21 protein-coding genes and 1 tRNA gene are annotated in these 16,813 nt (G+C 66.7%); 12 read left to right on the plus strand and 10 right to left on the minus strand.

The window, feature by feature from the left end; genetic code table 11:
* The first annotated feature begins 10 nt into the window (after nucleotides 1–10).
* From ABZ420_RS28405 to ABZ420_RS28415, 3 genes are all read left to right on the plus strand, one after another.
* Nucleotides 11–1,075 (plus strand): phosphotransferase family protein, encoded by a 1,065-nt coding sequence (locus tag ABZ420_RS28405; protein WP_357128878.1) that lies wholly within the window; start codon nucleotides 11–13, stop codon nucleotides 1,073–1,075.
* 72 nt (nucleotides 1,076–1,147) lie between these two features.
* Entirely contained in the window at nucleotides 1,148–1,678 is a 531-nt protein-coding gene (locus ABZ420_RS28410; protein ID WP_357128881.1) for a DinB family protein, read from the plus strand.
* Nucleotides 1,679–1,822: 144 nt separating this feature from the next.
* A complete protein-coding gene (locus ABZ420_RS28415; RefSeq protein ID WP_062969657.1) occupies nucleotides 1,823–2,953 on the plus strand; it encodes an NDMA-dependent alcohol dehydrogenase in 1,131 nt (376 codons plus the stop codon).
* 6 nt (nucleotides 2,954–2,959) lie between these two features.
* Here the strand turns inward: ABZ420_RS28415 and ABZ420_RS28420 are convergent, their stop codons facing one another.
* Both ABZ420_RS28420 and ABZ420_RS28425 read right to left on the minus strand, forming a co-directional pair.
* A complete protein-coding gene (locus ABZ420_RS28420) occupies nucleotides 2,960–3,307 on the minus strand; it encodes a DUF1801 domain-containing protein (RefSeq protein ID WP_357128884.1) in 348 nt (115 codons plus the stop codon).
* Between the two features lie 102 nt (nucleotides 3,308–3,409).
* Nucleotides 3,410–4,603 (minus strand): serine hydrolase domain-containing protein, encoded by a 1,194-nt coding sequence (locus ABZ420_RS28425; RefSeq protein WP_357128887.1) that lies wholly within the window; start codon nucleotides 4,601–4,603, stop codon nucleotides 3,410–3,412.
* Between the two features lie 42 nt (nucleotides 4,604–4,645).
* On the opposite strand from ABZ420_RS28425, the gene ABZ420_RS28430 reads away from it, so the two are divergent.
* The 3 genes from ABZ420_RS28430 to ABZ420_RS28440 all read left to right on the plus strand — a co-directional run bounded on the left by ABZ420_RS28430 (nucleotide 4,646) and on the right by ABZ420_RS28440 (nucleotide 6,433).
* Nucleotides 4,646–5,479: a serine hydrolase domain-containing protein gene (locus ABZ420_RS28430; RefSeq protein ID WP_357128890.1), complete on the plus strand. Its 834-nt coding sequence runs from the start codon at nucleotides 4,646–4,648 to the stop codon at nucleotides 5,477–5,479.
* Nucleotides 5,480–5,574: 95 nt separating this feature from the next.
* Nucleotides 5,575–6,108, plus strand: a complete 534-nt coding sequence (locus ABZ420_RS28435; protein ID WP_040865831.1) for a DUF3145 domain-containing protein — start codon at nucleotides 5,575–5,577, stop codon at nucleotides 6,106–6,108.
* Between the two features lie 100 nt (nucleotides 6,109–6,208).
* Entirely contained in the window at nucleotides 6,209–6,433 is a 225-nt protein-coding gene (locus tag ABZ420_RS28440) for a hypothetical protein (protein ID WP_357128893.1), read from the plus strand.
* Nucleotides 6,434–6,479: 46 nt separating this feature from the next.
* Here the strand turns inward: ABZ420_RS28440 and ABZ420_RS28445 are convergent, their stop codons facing one another.
* On the minus strand, nucleotides 6,480–7,682 hold the full coding sequence (locus tag ABZ420_RS28445) for a helix-turn-helix transcriptional regulator (RefSeq protein ID WP_357128896.1): 1,203 nt from the start codon (nucleotides 7,680–7,682) through the stop codon (nucleotides 6,480–6,482).
* A 247-nt stretch (nucleotides 7,683–7,929) separates the two neighbouring features.
* On the opposite strand from ABZ420_RS28445, the gene ABZ420_RS28450 reads away from it, so the two are divergent.
* Together ABZ420_RS28450 and ABZ420_RS28455 are read left to right on the plus strand one after the other, a co-directional pair.
* Nucleotides 7,930–8,304 carry a hypothetical protein gene (locus tag ABZ420_RS28450; protein ID WP_357128899.1) on the plus strand — a complete coding sequence of 125 codons (375 nt, stop codon included), beginning with the start codon at nucleotides 7,930–7,932 and terminating at the stop codon, nucleotides 8,302–8,304.
* Nucleotides 8,301–8,642 carry a hypothetical protein gene (locus ABZ420_RS28455; protein WP_357128902.1) on the plus strand — a complete coding sequence of 114 codons (342 nt, stop codon included), beginning with the start codon at nucleotides 8,301–8,303 and terminating at the stop codon, nucleotides 8,640–8,642. The genes ABZ420_RS28450 and ABZ420_RS28455 overlap by 4 nt, the downstream gene beginning before the upstream one ends.
* 12 nt (nucleotides 8,643–8,654) lie before the next feature.
* Here ABZ420_RS28455 and ABZ420_RS28460 read toward each other — a convergent pair whose 3' ends face one another.
* Nucleotides 8,655–9,497 (minus strand): methyltransferase domain-containing protein, encoded by an 843-nt coding sequence (locus tag ABZ420_RS28460; RefSeq protein WP_357128905.1) that lies wholly within the window; start codon nucleotides 9,495–9,497, stop codon nucleotides 8,655–8,657.
* A 333-nt stretch (nucleotides 9,498–9,830) separates the two neighbouring features.
* Here ABZ420_RS28460 and ABZ420_RS28465 point away from each other — a divergent pair, with 333 nt between their 5' ends.
* Entirely contained in the window at nucleotides 9,831–10,649 is an 819-nt protein-coding gene (locus ABZ420_RS28465) for a methyltransferase domain-containing protein (protein ID WP_357128908.1), read from the plus strand.
* A 121-nt stretch (nucleotides 10,650–10,770) separates the two neighbouring features.
* On the opposite strand, the gene ABZ420_RS28470 is transcribed toward ABZ420_RS28465, so the two are convergent.
* Together ABZ420_RS28470 and ABZ420_RS28475 are read right to left on the minus strand one after the other, a co-directional pair.
* Nucleotides 10,771–11,493 carry a hypothetical protein gene (locus tag ABZ420_RS28470; protein ID WP_357128911.1) on the minus strand — a complete coding sequence of 241 codons (723 nt, stop codon included), beginning with the start codon at nucleotides 11,491–11,493 and terminating at the stop codon, nucleotides 10,771–10,773.
* An 81-nt stretch (nucleotides 11,494–11,574) separates the two neighbouring features.
* Nucleotides 11,575–12,156: a GNAT family N-acetyltransferase gene (locus ABZ420_RS28475; protein ID WP_357128914.1), complete on the minus strand. Its 582-nt coding sequence runs from the start codon at nucleotides 12,154–12,156 to the stop codon at nucleotides 11,575–11,577.
* Between the two features lie 307 nt (nucleotides 12,157–12,463).
* On the opposite strand from ABZ420_RS28475, the gene ABZ420_RS28480 reads away from it, so the two are divergent.
* From ABZ420_RS28480 to ABZ420_RS28490, 3 genes are all read left to right on the plus strand, one after another.
* Complete coding sequence (locus ABZ420_RS28480) at nucleotides 12,464–12,931, plus strand: hypothetical protein (protein WP_357128917.1); 468 nt, start codon at nucleotides 12,464–12,466, stop codon at nucleotides 12,929–12,931.
* Between the two features lie 387 nt (nucleotides 12,932–13,318).
* Nucleotides 13,319–13,792: a hypothetical protein gene (locus ABZ420_RS28485; RefSeq protein WP_357128920.1), complete on the plus strand. Its 474-nt coding sequence runs from the start codon at nucleotides 13,319–13,321 to the stop codon at nucleotides 13,790–13,792.
* Between the two features lie 32 nt (nucleotides 13,793–13,824).
* Complete coding sequence (locus tag ABZ420_RS28490) at nucleotides 13,825–14,529, plus strand: hypothetical protein (protein WP_357128923.1); 705 nt, start codon at nucleotides 13,825–13,827, stop codon at nucleotides 14,527–14,529.
* Between the two features lie 180 nt (nucleotides 14,530–14,709).
* Here ABZ420_RS28490 and ABZ420_RS28495 read toward each other — a convergent pair whose 3' ends face one another.
* From ABZ420_RS28495 to ABZ420_RS28510, 4 genes are all read right to left on the minus strand, one after another.
* Nucleotides 14,710–15,057 carry a hypothetical protein gene (locus ABZ420_RS28495; protein ID WP_357128926.1) on the minus strand — a complete coding sequence of 116 codons (348 nt, stop codon included), beginning with the start codon at nucleotides 15,055–15,057 and terminating at the stop codon, nucleotides 14,710–14,712.
* A gap of 622 nt (nucleotides 15,058–15,679) precedes the next feature.
* Nucleotides 15,680–15,751 (minus strand) — tRNA-Val (locus tag ABZ420_RS28500).
* Between the two features lie 17 nt (nucleotides 15,752–15,768).
* Nucleotides 15,769–16,233, minus strand: a complete 465-nt coding sequence (locus tag ABZ420_RS28505) for a peroxiredoxin (RefSeq protein ID WP_040865836.1) — start codon at nucleotides 16,231–16,233, stop codon at nucleotides 15,769–15,771.
* Nucleotides 16,234–16,310: 77 nt separating this feature from the next.
* Nucleotides 16,311–16,733 (minus strand): DUF3052 domain-containing protein, encoded by a 423-nt coding sequence (locus tag ABZ420_RS28510; protein WP_357129023.1) that lies wholly within the window; start codon nucleotides 16,731–16,733, stop codon nucleotides 16,311–16,313.
* Nucleotides 16,734–16,813: the final 80 nt, after the last annotated feature.

The raw sequence follows: 16,813 nt of genomic DNA on the forward strand, positions 1-16,813 counted from the left end.
GTGGTGCACAATGTGGGGCATGTCTGTTGCGCAACCGGTCGATGTGGATCCCGCCGTCGTCGACTTCGCCGTCGTCGGAAAGTGGATGGATGAGCAGGGTCTGTCCGGGGATGAGTTCGAGGATGTGATCGCGCTCGGTGGCGGAACGCAGAACATCATGCTCCGCTTCACGCGCGGCGGCCGCACGTACGTACTGCGCCGTGGCCCGAAGCACCTGCGCGCCAAGAGCAACGACGTGATCCGGCGCGAGGCCAGGCTGCTCGGCGCGCTGGGCGGCACCGAGGTCCGCGCGCCGAGGGTGATCGCGGCCTGCGCCGACGAGTCGGTGCTCGGCGCGGTCTTCTACCTGATGGAGCCGATCCACGGCTTCAATCCGCAGAACGAACTGCCCGAGTTGCACGCGGGCGATCCGGAAGTTCGCAGGCAGATGGGCCTATCGGCGGTCGAAGCCATCGCGCGGCTCGGTGCGCTGGACTACCAGGCGCTCGGCTTGGCCGACTACGGCAAGCCGGAGGGCTTCCTGGAGCGCCAGGTGCCGCGCTGGCTCGGTGAGCTGGAGTCGTATTCGGCCAACGAGGGCTACCCCGGTCCGGAGATTCCCGGCGTGGCGGCGGTGGGCGAGTGGCTGGACCGCAATCGCCCCGCGCGGTGGACCCCCGGCATCCTGCACGGTGACTGCCACCTGGCGAACATGATGTTCGAGTTCGACGGCCCGCAGGTGGCGGCGATGGTCGATTGGGAGATGTCCACCATCGGCGACCCGCTGCTGGACCTGGGCTGGCAGATCGCCACCCGCCCGGAGCCCGGCACCACCGGTGCGGCGCTGGTCGGCAAGCTCGGCGCGGTCGGCGGTCTGCCGACGGCCGAGGAGATGATCTCGCACTACGGGCAGTTCTCCGATCGCGACCTGAGCGCGATGCCCTGGTACACCGTGCTGGCCTGCTTCAAGCTCGGAATCGTCCTGGAGGGCACGCACGCCCGCGCCTTCGCGGGCAAGGCCCCCAAGCAGGTCGGTGACTTCCTGCACGCGATCACGCTGGAACTCTTCGAGCGAGCGCAGCGGCTGACGGAGTGACTGTCGGGATGTGCCCGATAGTTGACCGGATATCGGTGGAAGGCGCTGTCCGGCCGCGCCTAGGTTGAGCGCATGCCGATCGTTCCCGATGTCAAGGACTGGACCTGGGTGCTGAGCCGCCCCTGTCCCGAATGCGGTTTCGACGCCGCCGCGACCGCCTACGAAGCCGTGCCCGCGCTGATCCGGGAGACGGCCGTCCGTTTCGCCGCGGTGCTCGACCGCCCCGGCGTGCGCGCGCGGCCGGACGAATCGACCTGGTCGGCGTTGGAATACGGCGCGCACGTGCGCGACGTGTGCCGCATGTCCGCCACTCGCCTGGGCCTGATGCTGACCGACGACTCCGAGGGCGAGCCGCCGCGTTTCCCGAACTGGGATCAGGACGCGGCCGCGGTCACCGACCGCTACAACGAGCAGGATCCGGCCGTGGTGGCCGGGGAGTTGGCCGAGGCCGCCGAGCGGGCGGCGCGGGCTTTCGAATCGGTGCCACCCGAGCGGCGCGGCCTGCGCGGTGCGCGCAGTGACGGAGCGGAGTTCACGGTGGAGTCGTTCGCCCGGTACATCCTTCATGATCTCCTGCACCACGTGCACGACGTGCAGGGGTGAACGCAGCGCCGAACTGTAACGCGTTCGGCGTCGATGTCACGCTTTGCCGACGAATTTTCCGACCGGCACTAGAACGCGTTACATTTTTCTCGTACTGTGGGTGCAGTCACATGAAAGCACGTGCATGCGAGAGGGTCGACAGGAATGAAGACGAAGGGCGCGATCCTGTGGGGGATCGACCAGCCGTGGTCGGTGGAGGAGATCGAGGTCGGTGACCCGGTCGCCGGCGAGGTGCAGATCCGGATGGAAACCGCCGGGATGTGCCACTCCGACCACCACATCGTGACCGGCGCGACCCCGATGCCGTCCTTCCCCGTCATGGGCGGGCACGAGGGCGCGGGCGTGATCACCAAGCTCGGCCCGAACTGCCCGGCCGACCTACAGGTCGGCGACCACGTGATCCTGTCGTTCATCCCCGCCTGCGGCCGCTGTCCGGCCTGCGTGGCAGGACACATGGCGCTGTGCGACCTGGGCGCCGGCCTGCTGATGGGGCAGGCGATCAGCGACGGCACCTACCGCATCCAGGCCCGCGGCGAGAACGTCATCCCGATGTGCCTGCTGGGCACCTTCGCGCCGTACATGACGGTGCACCACACCTCCGTGGTGAAGATCGATCCGAGTATTCCGTTCGAGGTGGCCTGCCTGGTCGGCTGTGGCGTCCCCACCGGTTTCGGCTCCTCCACCCACGTGGCGCAGGTGGCGCCGGGCGAGACCGTGGTGATCGCGGGCATCGGCGGCGTCGGCATGAGCGCGTTGCAGGGCGCGGTGCTGTCGGGCGCGTCGAAGGTGGTGGCCATCGACCCGAACCCGTGGAAGCGCGAGCAGGCGCAGAAGTTCGGCGCCACGCACACCTACGAGAGCATGGCCGCCGCGATCATGCCGCTGCTGGAGGCCACCGAGGGCCGGATGGCCGAGAAGGTCATCCTGACCATGGGCGAGATGCACGGCGAGTACATCGAGGAGGGCCTGATCCTCACCTCGAAGGCGGGCACCCTGGTGGTCACCTCGATGGGCCGGATGGACGAGAACGACGTCAAGCTGAACAGCTTCCTGCTGTCGATGTTGCAGAAGACGGTGAAGGGCTGCATCTTCGGCGGTGGCAACGCCCGCCAGGACGCGCCGCGCCTGCTGTCGCTGTACAAGGCCGGCCAGCTCAACCTGGACGACATGGTCACCCGCAGCTACTCCCTGGAAGAGATCAACCAGGGCTACCAGGACATGCTGGACGGCAAGAACATCCGCGGAATCATCAAGTACACCGAAGCCGACTGGTAGAGCGCCTCACCGCCGCTCGGCGAGCGCGGTGACGATCCGTGCGATCAGGTCGTACGGCACCGGTTCGCCGAGCCGGAACCGCAGCGTTCCCTTGCCCGCCCGGTACGGCTCGAGCTCGCGTGTCAACGCGGGATCGCCGCCCGGGATCGGGTAGAGGCTGACGTGCTGCTTCCACCCCGCGAAGTGCACGACGTTGCGGCCGTGCAACCGGAAGGTGGGGATGTCGTAGCTGATCGCCTCGGTGGCCTCCGGCAGGGCGTCCTGGATGGTGCGCCGGATCGCGTCGAGGATGCCGCGCGCGTCGTCGGGGAACGCGGCGAGATACGCGTCTACGGTGGCCGGTTGTTCTGCCACGAGATCCCTCCAGGTCGGTAACTGGTCGGCCCGTGCTTCCCGAGTGTAGGCAGCCTCGTGCACCGGACAAGGGATCGCGAGCGGTCCGGCGCGCCGCCGGGCTCAGATCCGGCAGCGCAGCAGGGCTTCGCGCAGGTTGCGGCTGCGGATGTCGTCGAGGACGGCGAGGCCGAGCCGGTTCATCGTGTAACCGAAGCCCAGGCCGGTGGCCGGGTCGGCGAAGCCGAACGAACCGCCGAGGCCCGTGGTGCCGTAGGCGCGTTTGTCGGAGCCGAAGCGGAAGCTGCCGCGCGACTTGCGGAAGCCGAGGTGGTAGCGGCTCTTGGTGTGCAGCACCAAATCCTCGGCGGGGACGTCGTCGGCCGTGCGGTCTGTGGCGAGCCGGTCCAGCAGCGCGTCGTCGATCGGGAGCGCGCCGGTGCGACCGGCGGCCGCGCCGTACACCTTGGCCAGCGCGCGGGCGTTGCCCACCCCGTTGGATCCGGGTAGTTCCACCTCGAGGAACTCGCGCCGGGTCGCCCGCGCCGGAGCCCCGCAGCGCGGGTTGGTCAGCGCCGCGTGCGACAGCCCGCGTCCGGCGTAGATCTCCGCGCCGATGCGCAGCGGGAGATCGCGCTCGTAGCGCAACACGTCCAGGCCGCGGGTGGCCGACATCGCGGCGATCCGGTCAATGCTCTGCTCGGCGGGCAGGCCGATGCAGAAATCGACACCGAGCGGTGCGGCGATGTCCTCGGCGAAGATCCGTCCGAGCGTGCGATGGTGCGGGTCGACGCGACGCAGCAGCTCGCCCTGGTACAGGCCGAGGGTGATCGCGTGATAACCGTGCCTGGTGCCGGGCCGCCAAGCCGGTTTCTGCGCCGCGAGAATGCGTGCGAGGCCGTCCAGGTCGGCGATCTGGGGCAGCCGCACGACCTCGCCGAGGCCGGACAGCCCGGCCTGGTGGTCGATCAACTGGCGCACCGTGATCGCGTCCTTGCCGTGGGCGGCGAACTCCGGCCAGTACTTCGCGACCGGCTGCTCGTAGTCGAGCAGACCCTTGGCTACCGCGGTGGCGACGGTGAACGCCGCCATGCCCTTGGTCGAGGAGAACACCGGAACGATCGTGTCCCGCTCCCATGGCAGCGTGCGCCGGCGATCACGGAAGCCGGCCCACAGGTCGACCACGGGGCGTTCACCGGCGTAGACCGCTACGGCGGCGCCGATTTCGCCGTGGCGCTCGAAGTTGCGGCGGAAGGCGTCGGCGACCGGTTCGAAACCTGATGCGACCTCGCCGTGAACAGTGGGCTTTTCACTCATGGCGAGTCGATGGTAGCTACCCGGTTCTCGTAGGCTCGCAGGGTGCGTTCACTCGAGCAGATTCGGGAATGGCCGGTTCGGCACGCGGCGGCCGCGGTGGTCACCGCCGACGGCGGTGTCGCGAGCGAGGGCGATGTCGAGCGGGTGTTCCCGCTCGCGTCGGTGACCAAGCCGCTGGTCGCCTACGCCGTGCTCGTCGCGGTGGAGGAGGGCGCGGTCGACCTCGACCAGCCCGCCGGACCGCCCGGCGCCACGGTGCGTCATCTGCTGGCGCACGCCTCCGGGCTCGCGTTCGACACCACCGACATCCAGGCGTCGCCCGGCTCCCGGCGGATCTACTCCAGCGCGGGTTTCGAAGTGCTCGCCGAATTCCTCACCGCGCAGACCGGGATCGCGTTCGACGAGTACCTGCGCGACGCCGTGTTCGAGCCGCTGGGCATGACCGCGTCGGTCCTGGCCGGTCCGGCCGGGCACGCGGGGCGGTCCAGCGCGACGGACTTGGCCCGCTTCGCCGCCGAATTGCTGAACCCCCGGTTGATCTCGGCGCAGACGCACGCGGAGGCCACCTCCGTCCAGTTCCCCGGCCTGAACGGCGTACTGCCCGGCTACGGTTCGCAGCGCCCCAACGACTGGGGACTCGGCTTCGAAATCCGCGACGGCAAGTCTCCGCACTGGACCGGTGGCACGAATTCGCCACAAACCTATGGACATTTCGGCCAATCCGGGACATTTTTATGGGTTGACCCGAAAACAGGGTTGGCGTGTCTCGCCCTGAGCGACGAGAATTTCGGCGACTGGGCGCGGGCGGCCTGGCCACCACTGAGCGACGCCGTGATCGCGGAGGCGACAGCCGGACGCGACACGGTCGCGAAGTAACACGTGTAACTTCGGGCACTCCAGTACACTCAGGCAACGCCAGTCCGACGAATCGTTGGGGAAGACGGTCCTCGTCGAAGCTGGAGGTATTGGTGGTGCGCGCATCGAGTCAGTTCGCGGACGCGACGGCGGGTGTGGTCTACATCCACTCGTCGCCTGCCGCGCTGTGCCCGCATGTCGAGTGGGCACTCACCTCGGCCCTGGGGGCCCCGGCGAAGCTGCGCTGGACCGCCCAACCGGCCGACGGCCAACTGCGCGCCACCAGTGAGTGGATCGGTCCGGTCGGCACCGCCTCGAAGATCGCCCAATCGTTGCGCTCCTGGCCCGTTCTGCGCTTCGAGGTGACCGAGGACCCCAGCGACGGCGTGGACGGCGAACGCTACAGCTTCGTCCCCGGCCTCGGTCTGTGGCACGGCTCCACGAGCGCCAACGGCGACGTCATGGTCGGCGAGATGCGCCTGCGCGCCATGCTCCAGGCCACCCGCGAACTCGGCAAGTACTCCGCCTATGACTTGGCCGCCGAAATCGACCGCGCCCTCGGCACCGCCTGGGACGAGGACCTCGAAATCTACCGCTACGGAACGGAAACCGGCGCCGAGGTCACCTGGCTACGCCGGGACGTGGGGTAAGTGTCACGGCTCCGGTAGCCACCGGAATTGGCGGCTGCCCGGGTTTCGCCGACGAGGATAGGGTCGTCACACGGTCGGGGCCGAGAACGAGGAGTCGACCATGAAGCATGCCGGTATGCGCATCATCGCCGCCACAGCGATCGCCCTGACGGCCGCGACGGCTGCCCCTGCGACGGCAACCGCCGAACCGGTCGCGGCGGCCGTGGAAGTGCCCCCGGGCGTCGTCGACGCGGTACGAGGCGCGATCGCCAGCGTCCTGTTCTTCGGCATCGTCGGCCTGTGCGTGGTGCGCGTCCTGCCACCCGACCAGTGCCATCTGTTCTGAGGAGAGCAAAGGCGGCACCGCTACCGGCTGGGGACGAGTGGCTCATTCAGTGCGCTGCGATGCCGACTCGGTCGCACAGAGCTCGAACGTCCTCGCCCATTCCGGACGGCGGTCGCTTCCGTAGCGCGTGCAGCATGTCGCGCGCATAGCCGTTGTACCGGATCGTCTCGGGTGCCGTGCGTTCGGACTTGTCGAGCATCGCGAGGGCGGCTGCGAATTCGTCACGCTGGTAGTGGGCGCGGGCCACCTCGATGAAATGACGGCTGCGGCGTGGGACGGAAGCTATCCGGTCGGCGTCCAGCGCGTGGGCCGCACGGAGCCCTTCACCCGTTCGTCGCAGTTCGACTCCGAGTGTCGTTGCGTGCGCTTGTATCACCGGGATGGAGAACGATGTCTGGATGTGCCGGTAGGTAGGTCCGAGTCGCTGGGCGATCCGATCGGCCGATTCCCAGTACGCCCACGCTTCGCCGTAGCGGCCGCGACGGGCATGTACATAGGCGATTTCGGCCTGCAGAGCCCCCGCGATCCCGTGCCAGTCGTCCGACGTGCCCTCCCGCTCCAGGTACGGTTCCAGCTGCGCGACAGCCGTGCGGGCCAGAGCGATTCCTTCCTCCCAGCGGCCGGAGTCCCGCAGCGCCTGAACCATCGACCACGCACTGCTCGCGATCAGGTACGGGTCGTCTGCCTCATACCCCTCGTTCAGAGCGCGATCGGCGACGAGCCAGACGAGTTCCGGAGCAGGCTGGTACGCCACGAAGAAATCCGCGAGCTGGTACACCCCGGCCAGAACACGCCGGGCCGCCCGGCGATCATCGCCGCGATTGCGCACGGCGTTCTGCGCGTCCCTGATCAATCCAGGTAGTAGCGAACCGAGTTGCGTGCGGTGATCGGGGCTCGCGTGTCGCACCTGCCACGCCTGCGCCAGTCGCAAAGCCAAGTGCTCGGTACCCGCCGAGTCGTCCGCAGCCGCCAGGCGATAGTCCGTCAACGCCGACTGCACATCGGTCAGGGCCGCATGGCGTTCGCCGGCGAACACCGCGACCGGAACCGCATGCCCATCTCCGGTCAACTCGGCCAGATCGTTCAGTTCCAGGGCACGGGCGATCCGAAGCAACATCGGTAGGCGCGGACTCTGCAGCCGACCGTTCTCCACGGCCTTCAACCACTCGGCGGAACGGCCGACCAACCCCGCGAGAACCGGGCGCGACATACCGGCCCGCTCACGGTGCCGCCGAATCCGCGCGCCCACCGGGGCATCATCAGAGCTGTACACGGCTGTCCCCTCTCGCCGCTGGTTCGATGAATCAAGCGTAGCCGGACGATCTCGGCCGCAGAGGGGTGAATCCGATGTCCGCTGGACAGTATCGGGTACGAACCGTACCCGGCGACATCTCCGTAGCTACCTAGCGTGCTGCGCAGCCCACCGTGAGGTTGATGCTCTTCATGCGTCTCTGGCGGCTGGTGCCCACCGATAGGTCGAGCAGGGGAGTCAGGGGATGTATGGAGAGAACTGCTGTGACACAGAGTCTCTGAGGCCGAACGCGCTTGGCATCATTCGGCGCGAGGTTTCCGGTGCGGACGAGCAACGCGATGAGTGGCTGATCCGTGAAATAGCTGCTGCACGTGATTATTTCGTGGTGGAGCTGATCGTCTTCGCTACGGCGGTCCGGACGACGGCTCTGCTGGCGGTCGGGCATATCCGGGTGGCGGATGCGGTCGCGGTGATCGTGCCGGGGCTGGCTCATGTCGAGCCGTTCGCCCGTGCGGTCACCGAACTATGCGACTTGATCACTCCGGAGCAGACGTATCCGCGCGGGTATCGGTGGCCGTCGCTGCTGCCCATTGATCACCCGTACCGGAGGTTGCCGTGACCGGGTGGCAATTCTTTGCGGTCGCGATCGGTGCGGTGCTGCTCACCTTGCTGGTCGGCATGACCTTGTGGCTGTGGCCTGTTCGGTTACCGGAGGGGCGCAGCGTGGACGAGATCACCCGGCGAGTGGAACGGGAGCGCGGAGACATGGACACGACGGTTTGGCCGATGGGTTTCCCGCATGACGCTCCCGATCACGCGATGGGCGTGGGGGAGGCGCAGATGACCATGCAACGGCACCGTGCTTGTCGCGTAGGGGAATGTCCGCGCAAGACGGCTGCGTGGCGGGTCCTCGTGGAGGCCGGGCGTATTCGGCCGGATGCGGGGCGACAACGGTGAGAGCCGGGCGGCTCACTCTCCTCGGTGGCCGAGCACGGCGAACATGGTGACCGAGAGGTGGTAGTCGCCTCTGGCGATGCCCGCCTCCATGGTGGCGGCCAGGTCGTCGCGTTCCTGCTCGGTGATCACGCCGTCGGCGCGGGCGCGCTCGGTCATCTGGGCGAAGAGGGGGCGGATGGTCTGCGGATCCCAGATCACCGCCTCCGATCCGATGTCGTCGATCGCGAAACCGGCGGCGGTGAGCAGGCCGCGCAGCCTTCGGCCCGACTTCGGATTCGGGGTGGTCGCGAGCAGCGACGTGGACAAGCGGGCCATCACATCGTCGTCGCCGGGATGCGCTATGGCCGTGTGCCAGTCGCTGTCGATGAGCAGCACGCGCCCGCCCGGCCGCAGGACCCGCGCGATCTCGGCGGTGGCGGCGGCCGGGTCGTCGAGGTGCTGGTAGACGCGCTCGCAGCGCACCGCGTCGAAGGAATCGTCCGGGAACGGCAGATGGTAGGCGGTGCCTTCGACGAAACGGGCCCGAGAGTCCGCCGTCTCGGCGCGCCCCCGGGCGATCGCCAGCATCGCGGGATTCGGGTCGACGCCGATCGCTTCACCGCCCGGCCCGACTCGGCGGGCCAGTTCGATCACCTCGGTGCCTGTTCCGGCGCCGATATCCAGTGCGCGCTCGCCGGGTCGGACGGCCAAAACCTCGTGCGCCCACGCGCGCATGCGCCGAATACCCGGCAGCGCCGCTTGGAGATCCAGAATGCCGACCAGCACGGCCATCGGGTCGTCGGTAGTAGGGCGAGAAGCGTCGGGAATCGCGTTCACATGGAATGAGGGGATGGACGGCGCGGGCTCGCTCGGCATATCCCGACAGTAATCCCGGCACCCCGGCAGATGGCAACACGTTCTTCGCTCGCCCGGCGACTGCCGTGGTCTCGACCGGGCCGGATATCTCCCAACGGGCCGCACGAACTCTGCCGACAGCGACTCCACGGCAGTAGCTGACCTGTCACGGCAGGTGGCTCCGTTTGTTGCGACCTTTACCGGGTAACACTCGCTCGGCTCACGGTTTCGATGAGCCGCGCTGATTCGTGAGAATGCACTCGCCCACAGTCAGCGAGAGCGATCGTGACCGGCGCGGAAGGTTCGCCGGCCATTTCGGCAGTGTTCACGAGCCCGACTACAGAGGAGCGTCAGATGACCGAATCCGGCTCCGCTGATCTCAAGCGGCGGCATCGCGCGATGTGGGCTCTGGGCGACTATTCGTCCATCGCCGCCGAGGTCATCCCGGGGCTGGGTCGTCGTCTTGTCGAGGTCTGCCGTATCGGCCCGGGTCAACGGGTGCTGGACGTCGCGGCCGGGTCGGGGAACGCCGCGATCCCTGCCGCCGAGGCCGGTGCGGATGTCGTGGCGAGCGACCTCACGCCGGAACTGTTCGAGGCGGGTCGGCGCATCGCCGCCGACCGGGGCGTCGACCTCCAGTGGCAGGAAGCCGATGCCGAGGCATTGCCCTTCTCCGATGCCGAGTTCGACGCGGTGATCTCCTGCGTCGGTGTCATGTTCGCGCCGTTCCACCAGGCGGCAGCGGACGAACTGGTGCGCGTGGCCAAACCGGGCGGCACGATCGGGCTGATCAACTGGACGCCGTCCGGATTCATCGGGCAGATGTTCGCCACGATGAAACCGTTCGCTCCGCCGCCCCCGCCCGGCGCGCAGCCGCCCCCGCTGTGGGGCGACGAAGCGCATGTCCGGTCGCTGCTCGGCGATCGCGTCGCCGACCTGGAGCTACGCCGCGAGAACGCGGTCATCGACCGTTTCGCCGACGCCGCCGAGTTCCGCGACTTCTTCAAGACGTACTACGGACCGACGGTCGCGGTGTTCAAGGCCATTGCGGGGGAGCCCGACAAGATCGCGCAGTTGGACCGGGCACTCGCGGAACTCGCGGCTAAGCACGACCTGGGCGATGGACGGATGGAGTGGGAGTACCTGTTGGTCACCGGACGCCGAGCGGGCTGACTGCTCCACGGGCTATTCGTTCGGCGTCCGCGCCCGGTCTACCCGGGCATGGGCGCGATGGGCCGACCGCAGGTGTCCGGCGGTCCGGTGAAACCGTTGAGTAGCCGAACCGGCGCGGCCGTCATGCACCGGGGCGGGCCGGGTGATGGCGCGTCGGATCGTATTGTTCGAAATAGGACTCGCCCACGGCGAACATTCCGCGTTGCGGTAGCCAGAAGTCACCGAGTTTGGCCTGCTCGGCCAGCGGTCCCGGAGGACCGATATCTATTCCGTCGATCCGGGCAGTGCTGTTTTCGACGGTCCACAGCATCCGGGGGTTGGCCCGGAACAATTGACCGTTCGGCGAAGTACCGCTGAGCTGTACCCGCCCCACGCCGAGCGCCGGGCCCGCCGCCCGCGACATGAGCGACAAGACGGCAGGACGTCGCCACAGAGCGGCGGGCATCAAGCGCCCGAGACCCGTCATCGCGGCTGTCGCCACCGATCGTCCCAGCTGGAGATCCCACACGATCTTGTCGCCCACCCGCACTGTGAAGGTGGCGGGGCCGGTCCAATCGACCGAGATGTCTTCGGTTCGCGCGTCTTCGAGTGCTGCTCCGAAATAGCGGGCGCAGCTGGTGGCCGGGGAGACACTGCTGTGGATCACCCATTTGCCGTCGGGGTCACGATGCCACACCGCGTCGTACCCCGCGCCGACCGAGCTGGCGGGGAAGTGCCGCAGCGCCAGGTAGTGACCGCTGGCGAACGGCATTCCCATCACTCCGTAGCCGGAGAATCGCTCCTCATCCGTACCCGAAGGGAGCGCCTTGTCGGTCGCGGCAATCGATCGTGGGCTGTCGGTCATCGCCGACCTCCTCGAGGAGTGGACTCGTGCCGATTATTTTACGTCCGCAGGAGGGAAGGCCGGTAAAACAGGGAGCCGCACTCATGGGCTCGAGGTGGCCGTTGTTTCCTGTCGGCCGCAGCGGTCGGGCCGCTGGTCATCGACACCGGTCTCGACCCAGTAACGCCGTGCCGGACCGAGTTGGGTGTCAACGATGCGCTCGAGGACGCCGCCGCAGCGCTCGATGGTCTTCGCCGAGGCGATGTTGTCGGCCGCGCAGACGATCAGCACTCGATCCATGCCGAGTCTCCGCGCCTCGTCCAGCATCCGGCCCAGAGCCCAGCCGGCCAACCCGCGCCGGCGCGCGGACGGTCGGATGCCGTAGCCGATGTGGCCCGCCCACCGCACGAAGTCGTCGAACTCGTGCCGCAAAGCGATCCCGCCGAGCACTCGGTCACCCTCGACGATCCATCGGTAGGTGCACCGCGCCCGGCCCGTCTCGGCCACCGCCCGACCCGATTCGTGGTCCAGCCGAGCCACCCAGGCCGCGAAACCCGTCGGCGATTTCACGTCATCGGACGGCCGCAGTCCGAAGCCGTCCTCGTGCGGGCCGGGCCCCCACTCCGCATGCGCCTCGAGCCATGCCGTATGCAGACGTGTCGTCGGAGCGATCAACGCGGGCATATCGCGACGATACCGACCCCGCTGCCTGCGATCATGGCAATGACGAGCCGCGAACGCGCGGCGCGCCTGTTCCGCATCGCCGCCTGCCTGTCCACTACGGCTCGTCCTTCGAGGGCGACAACCCCATCCGGGTGGACTGAGACGGCGGCGGGCCGGCACCCCGCTGATCCTGCCGCACGGCCATCTCGCGAGGCCGGGTGAGACAAGAAACGCCGTCACATGCCGCGGTGGCGGCCCGGGGCGGCGAGTGCCGGATATCTTGTGCGGCTGTACCGCTTCATACCGAACCGCATCGGAAGGTCTGCGAGTGGCGAACAGGATTCAGGGCGGGGCGATCGCCGTGGTCGCGGCCGCGGTGGTAACCGGCCCGGCGGCGGCATCGGCGGCCGCTGAGGTGATCGAGTTGACCACGATCGAGACGAGTTCCTCGTTTTTCGACCGGGATGGCGACAAGCGACTCGGTCCGGGCGATCAGGTGACTCACATCGATGATCTTCGGCGCGACGAGGCCGGGTTCGGCCGCGGCTCCGGGGTTTGTACGGTCGTGTCCATCGCCGAAAACGCTTCGGTGCGGATGCGGTGTGATGGCGCGCTGTCGCTGCCCGAGGGCCGGATAACCACCAAGGGCACGGTGACCGATCCCCGCACGCCCGGCGCGAGCGCCTACGACATCGCGATCACCGGGGGCACCGGCAAGTACACGGCGGCACGGGGTTACATCCATGTCGAGGTCGTCGCCGCGGACCGGACCCAACTGACCCTCCACCTCACCTGACATCGACCGGATCCCCGGCCTCGACTTGTCCGGGTATGGGCTACCTCGGCAAGCTCTACTTCTGTGGCCTAACGCTCCACAACCCGAACACTCTGACAGTCGGGGGCCGACGATTCGGATCGGCGTTGTGTGGCGCAACCAATACGCTTGTACCGCATTGGTTGCGCTTGGCGCGGCGTATGGATCGAAGTCCAGCGCGGTCGGTTTCCGCTCGGCGCCGTGGGTTGTGATCCGGAACTCGCCTTGCTTCGTTGCCAACCATGCTCTAGCAAGGTAACTTGATCATCGGTCCGGGGCACGAAACGTTGCGATTCGCCCGGGGCAATCATCAAGGGGGGAAATATGAAACCGAATAGATTTGTCGTGTCGGGGGAATTCGCTTTACCGATGTCAACTCGAAGTCTACTGTTGGCCTTATCAATCGCGCTACTCGCTGCGTTTGGGGCGACGGCGACGCTTTCAGCAGGATTTGCCAACGCGGCGGATCGGTCTGACATTCTAGCGGAAGCGAACGACGCCAACGAGGCAACTATTCCGATTCGCGCCGGAAACGCTGACCTGGGATTCGATCACTATGCGCAGAAGCACAATCTAACCAAATATTACGTCATTCAGCATGCCATCCGTACTGCAAAACCCAAGACTTCGGGCGCGCGTGTGGAGTACCTCGTGGAGTATAAACACGCGAAAAGCAAAGGGAAAGTTGACGATCGCGTGACCCTCCATATAGTTGCCCAGGCGGCCACGCGAACAGATGACGGCAGATATAAAACACCCGACAACAAGAACATCGGAGTTATCACGGCGTATTGCGAAGGTCGCAATACCTGCCCTGACTGGTTGCGCGATCTGTCAGGCTGACCATGAAAGAATCGAATCGGGAGGTGCGGGCCATGACAGTCGACGCAGGTGATCATGCGTTCGGTTTTCTGCTCCGGACGATGATTCCACTGATTGTCGCACCCATGGGCCCACTTCCGCCGACGGGTGTCCAGTTGCGCGGAGTCGTTCGAGCGAACGACGAGCGGGTACGGGTCGCGTTGTCGGATGGAGCACGGATGTTGTCGGGTCTCGCAGTGGAATTCGACCTTGCGCGGGATGCCGACGCGTCGTCCGTCAATCCGATCATGGACCATGTGCGTGCCGATGTCGCACCACGAATGACCCAACTGATGGCGACACACCCACAGACTAGCGACACTCATTCGAATGTCGTTATCCAGGCCTCCGCCACCGGCTTCGACCCCTCTGCTGCCCCATTGCATTACGATCAAGGATTGTTCAGCGTCTTCAGCCTGTTCGTGCACGGTGGCGGTTTTCCATGGTTCGAGGAGGATTACACCTTCGGCGGGTTCATGTTCCGAAGCGATCACACATGTCGCATATACATCCGAATCACCGCGACTGACGAAGTCTACGGATTCGATGCACCGATCAACGGGCCACATGGACCGGGGGTTTTCGGATACGGACTCTTGCCGCAAGAACTTGCTCCGCTGGCTAGTACGGGGGATCTCGCCTCGAAAACGATCATCGATGACACCGACGAGTACTGCCTTGCTGTGGTCGATCTCTCGACCTGGGTTACCAGGGATTGACCCAACCGGCGCGATGTCCTGAAACCGCGGAGGTTGTTCGAATCGGTGGCACTAGCGCCACTCGTTCGAATGTCTTTATCCAGGCCTCTGCCACCGGCTTCGATCCTTCTGCTGCCCCTTTATATTACGATCGGCGACTTTCCAAGGATGCACGCCGGGTGATCGGTGATCTGAACCGCGTCAGAACCTGCGTTCGGCGGGGCGGAAGGTCTCGCTGAGTCTGTTGTAGGCGTTGCGGACATCGGCTGGGATGTCTTCCTGGATGATGTGGCCTTCGCGGGGGTATTCGTCGAGGCGTTTGATCTCGCCCATGGTGATTGCGACAATCGACTTCGGGTGCGGCGCCGTTGTGGCATCGGGGCGGTTCCCGTATTTCATGTAGTTCTCGAGCGAGACGTCGGCGGCGGGTATGCAGACGTGCTCGACGTCTGGACACTGTTTCCTGAGCGTGCCCCATACGCGCCGTGCTCGGAAGGGAGTGCACACTGCGATCACGGAGCCGACGTCGCGGCCGTGCTGCTGGAGCATCTGGACCGAGTAGGCCGCGTTCTGGCCGGTGTTCTGCGCGGAGGTTCCTCGATGAAAGCTCGGCGATCTCTCATGCAGCGGCAGTCGCTGCCCCAGCGGCACCTGGCCCGAACGGCTCGGTCACCCTTTCCTTCAGTAGCCCTCGCGAGCAAGACCGACGTTATGAAACCGCCGGCACCCTGACCCACTGGATTCCGACCGTGGACGGTGACTGGCTCGGCGGGGTGGGCTATACGCTCCGGTACGCCGATGGCCGGGAGCCGCTGCGGTGCACAACCAACTGGTGCCCGCCTACGCGCTACGCCCGCGTGGCGTCGACTGACCGTTCGCGTATCGTCCGCTGCGACCGGGTGCCCGATCGCGCGCCTCTCGAGCTTGCGGTCTAGCTCGCCGAGTCTCCGTGGAGAGTGGGCCTGTAGCTCTCGCGATAGGTAGCGATTCGGAGACGCAGACCTCGAGCTGCGACGTTCCCCCTCTTTTCAGGAAGTCGGCTACGGACAGCATGTTCAACTGTGCGCGTCGCACGCCCTGTTGGGCTCGCCGTCGTTTGCGGATGCCGATGCGGAGTTCCCGGGGCAAACTTCTGCGGCCGTCATCGGCTCGCTATCCGCAACTTCTTCTGTGGGCGCAGAGGGGATCGAACCCCCGACCGCTGGTGTGTAAAACCAGTGCTCTACCGCTGAGCTATACGCCCGGACCGTTACCGGCGGCTTATGAATCTAGCGCGGCGAGCGCTTTCTCCCAAGCCGCCTGGTCACGGGGCTCCCCGGGGCCGTTCATCTCGGCGAAGCGGATGAAGCCCTCGCGGTCGACGACGAACGTGCCGCGGTTGGGGTAGCCGGACTTCTCGTTGAAGACGCCGTAGGCCTGGGCCACCGCGCCGTGCGGCCAGAAATCCGACAGCAGCGGGAAGGTGTAGCCCTGTTCGGCGGCCCAGATCTTGTGCGTGGGCGGCGGGCCGACCGAGATCGCCACGATCTCCGCGTTGTCGTTCTGGAACTTGGGCAGCTCGTCGCGGACCTTGCACAACTCGCCCTGGCAGATCCCGGTGAAGGCGAGCGGGTAGAAGACGATGAGGACGTTCTTCTTCCCGCGGAAGTCCGACAGGCTGACCTCCTGGTTGTTCTGGTCCTTCAGCGTGAAGTCCGGCGCGACAGTGCCAACCTCGAGCGGCATAGCGAATCCTCCATCGTGTCGGGTCTCCACCGGGCGGGCGTGCGACACCGCCCTGGTGGAAACCATAGCGCGGTGGCTCAGCGCTGCTTCGAGGGCGCCTTGGGCTGTACCAGCCTGCTACCCGTCCATGAGCCGAGGCTGATCGCCGAGGTCTGGGTCAGACCCGCGGTCGGTGCGGATTCGGCGATTTCGCTCGGCTCGACGTGGCCCGGCTGTCCGGTCTTGGGGGTGAGCACCCACACGAAACCCTCGTCGGCGAGGGGGGCGATGGCGTCCATCAAGGCATCGACCAGATCCCCGTCCCCATCGCGCCACCACAGCAGCACGACGTCGATCACCTCGTCGGAGTCCTCGTCGACGAGCTCGCCGCCGATCGCTTCCTCGACGTCGGCTCTCAGGTCGTCGTCGACGTCCTCGTCCCAGCCCAATTCCTGGACAACCAAGCCGTGTGAAATGCCAAGCTTCTGAGCGTAGTTCTGCGCGTCCGCCGCGGCGACCACGGTGGTGTCCTCCTCAACTCCCGACAATGGATAGTTGCAAGCGAACATGGTTATGGGCTTCAGCGCAAGCCGATCCGGCG

The organism is Nocardia sp. NPDC005745 (assembly GCF_040630775.1).
GTDB lineage: Bacteria > Actinomycetota > Actinomycetes > Mycobacteriales > Mycobacteriaceae > Nocardia.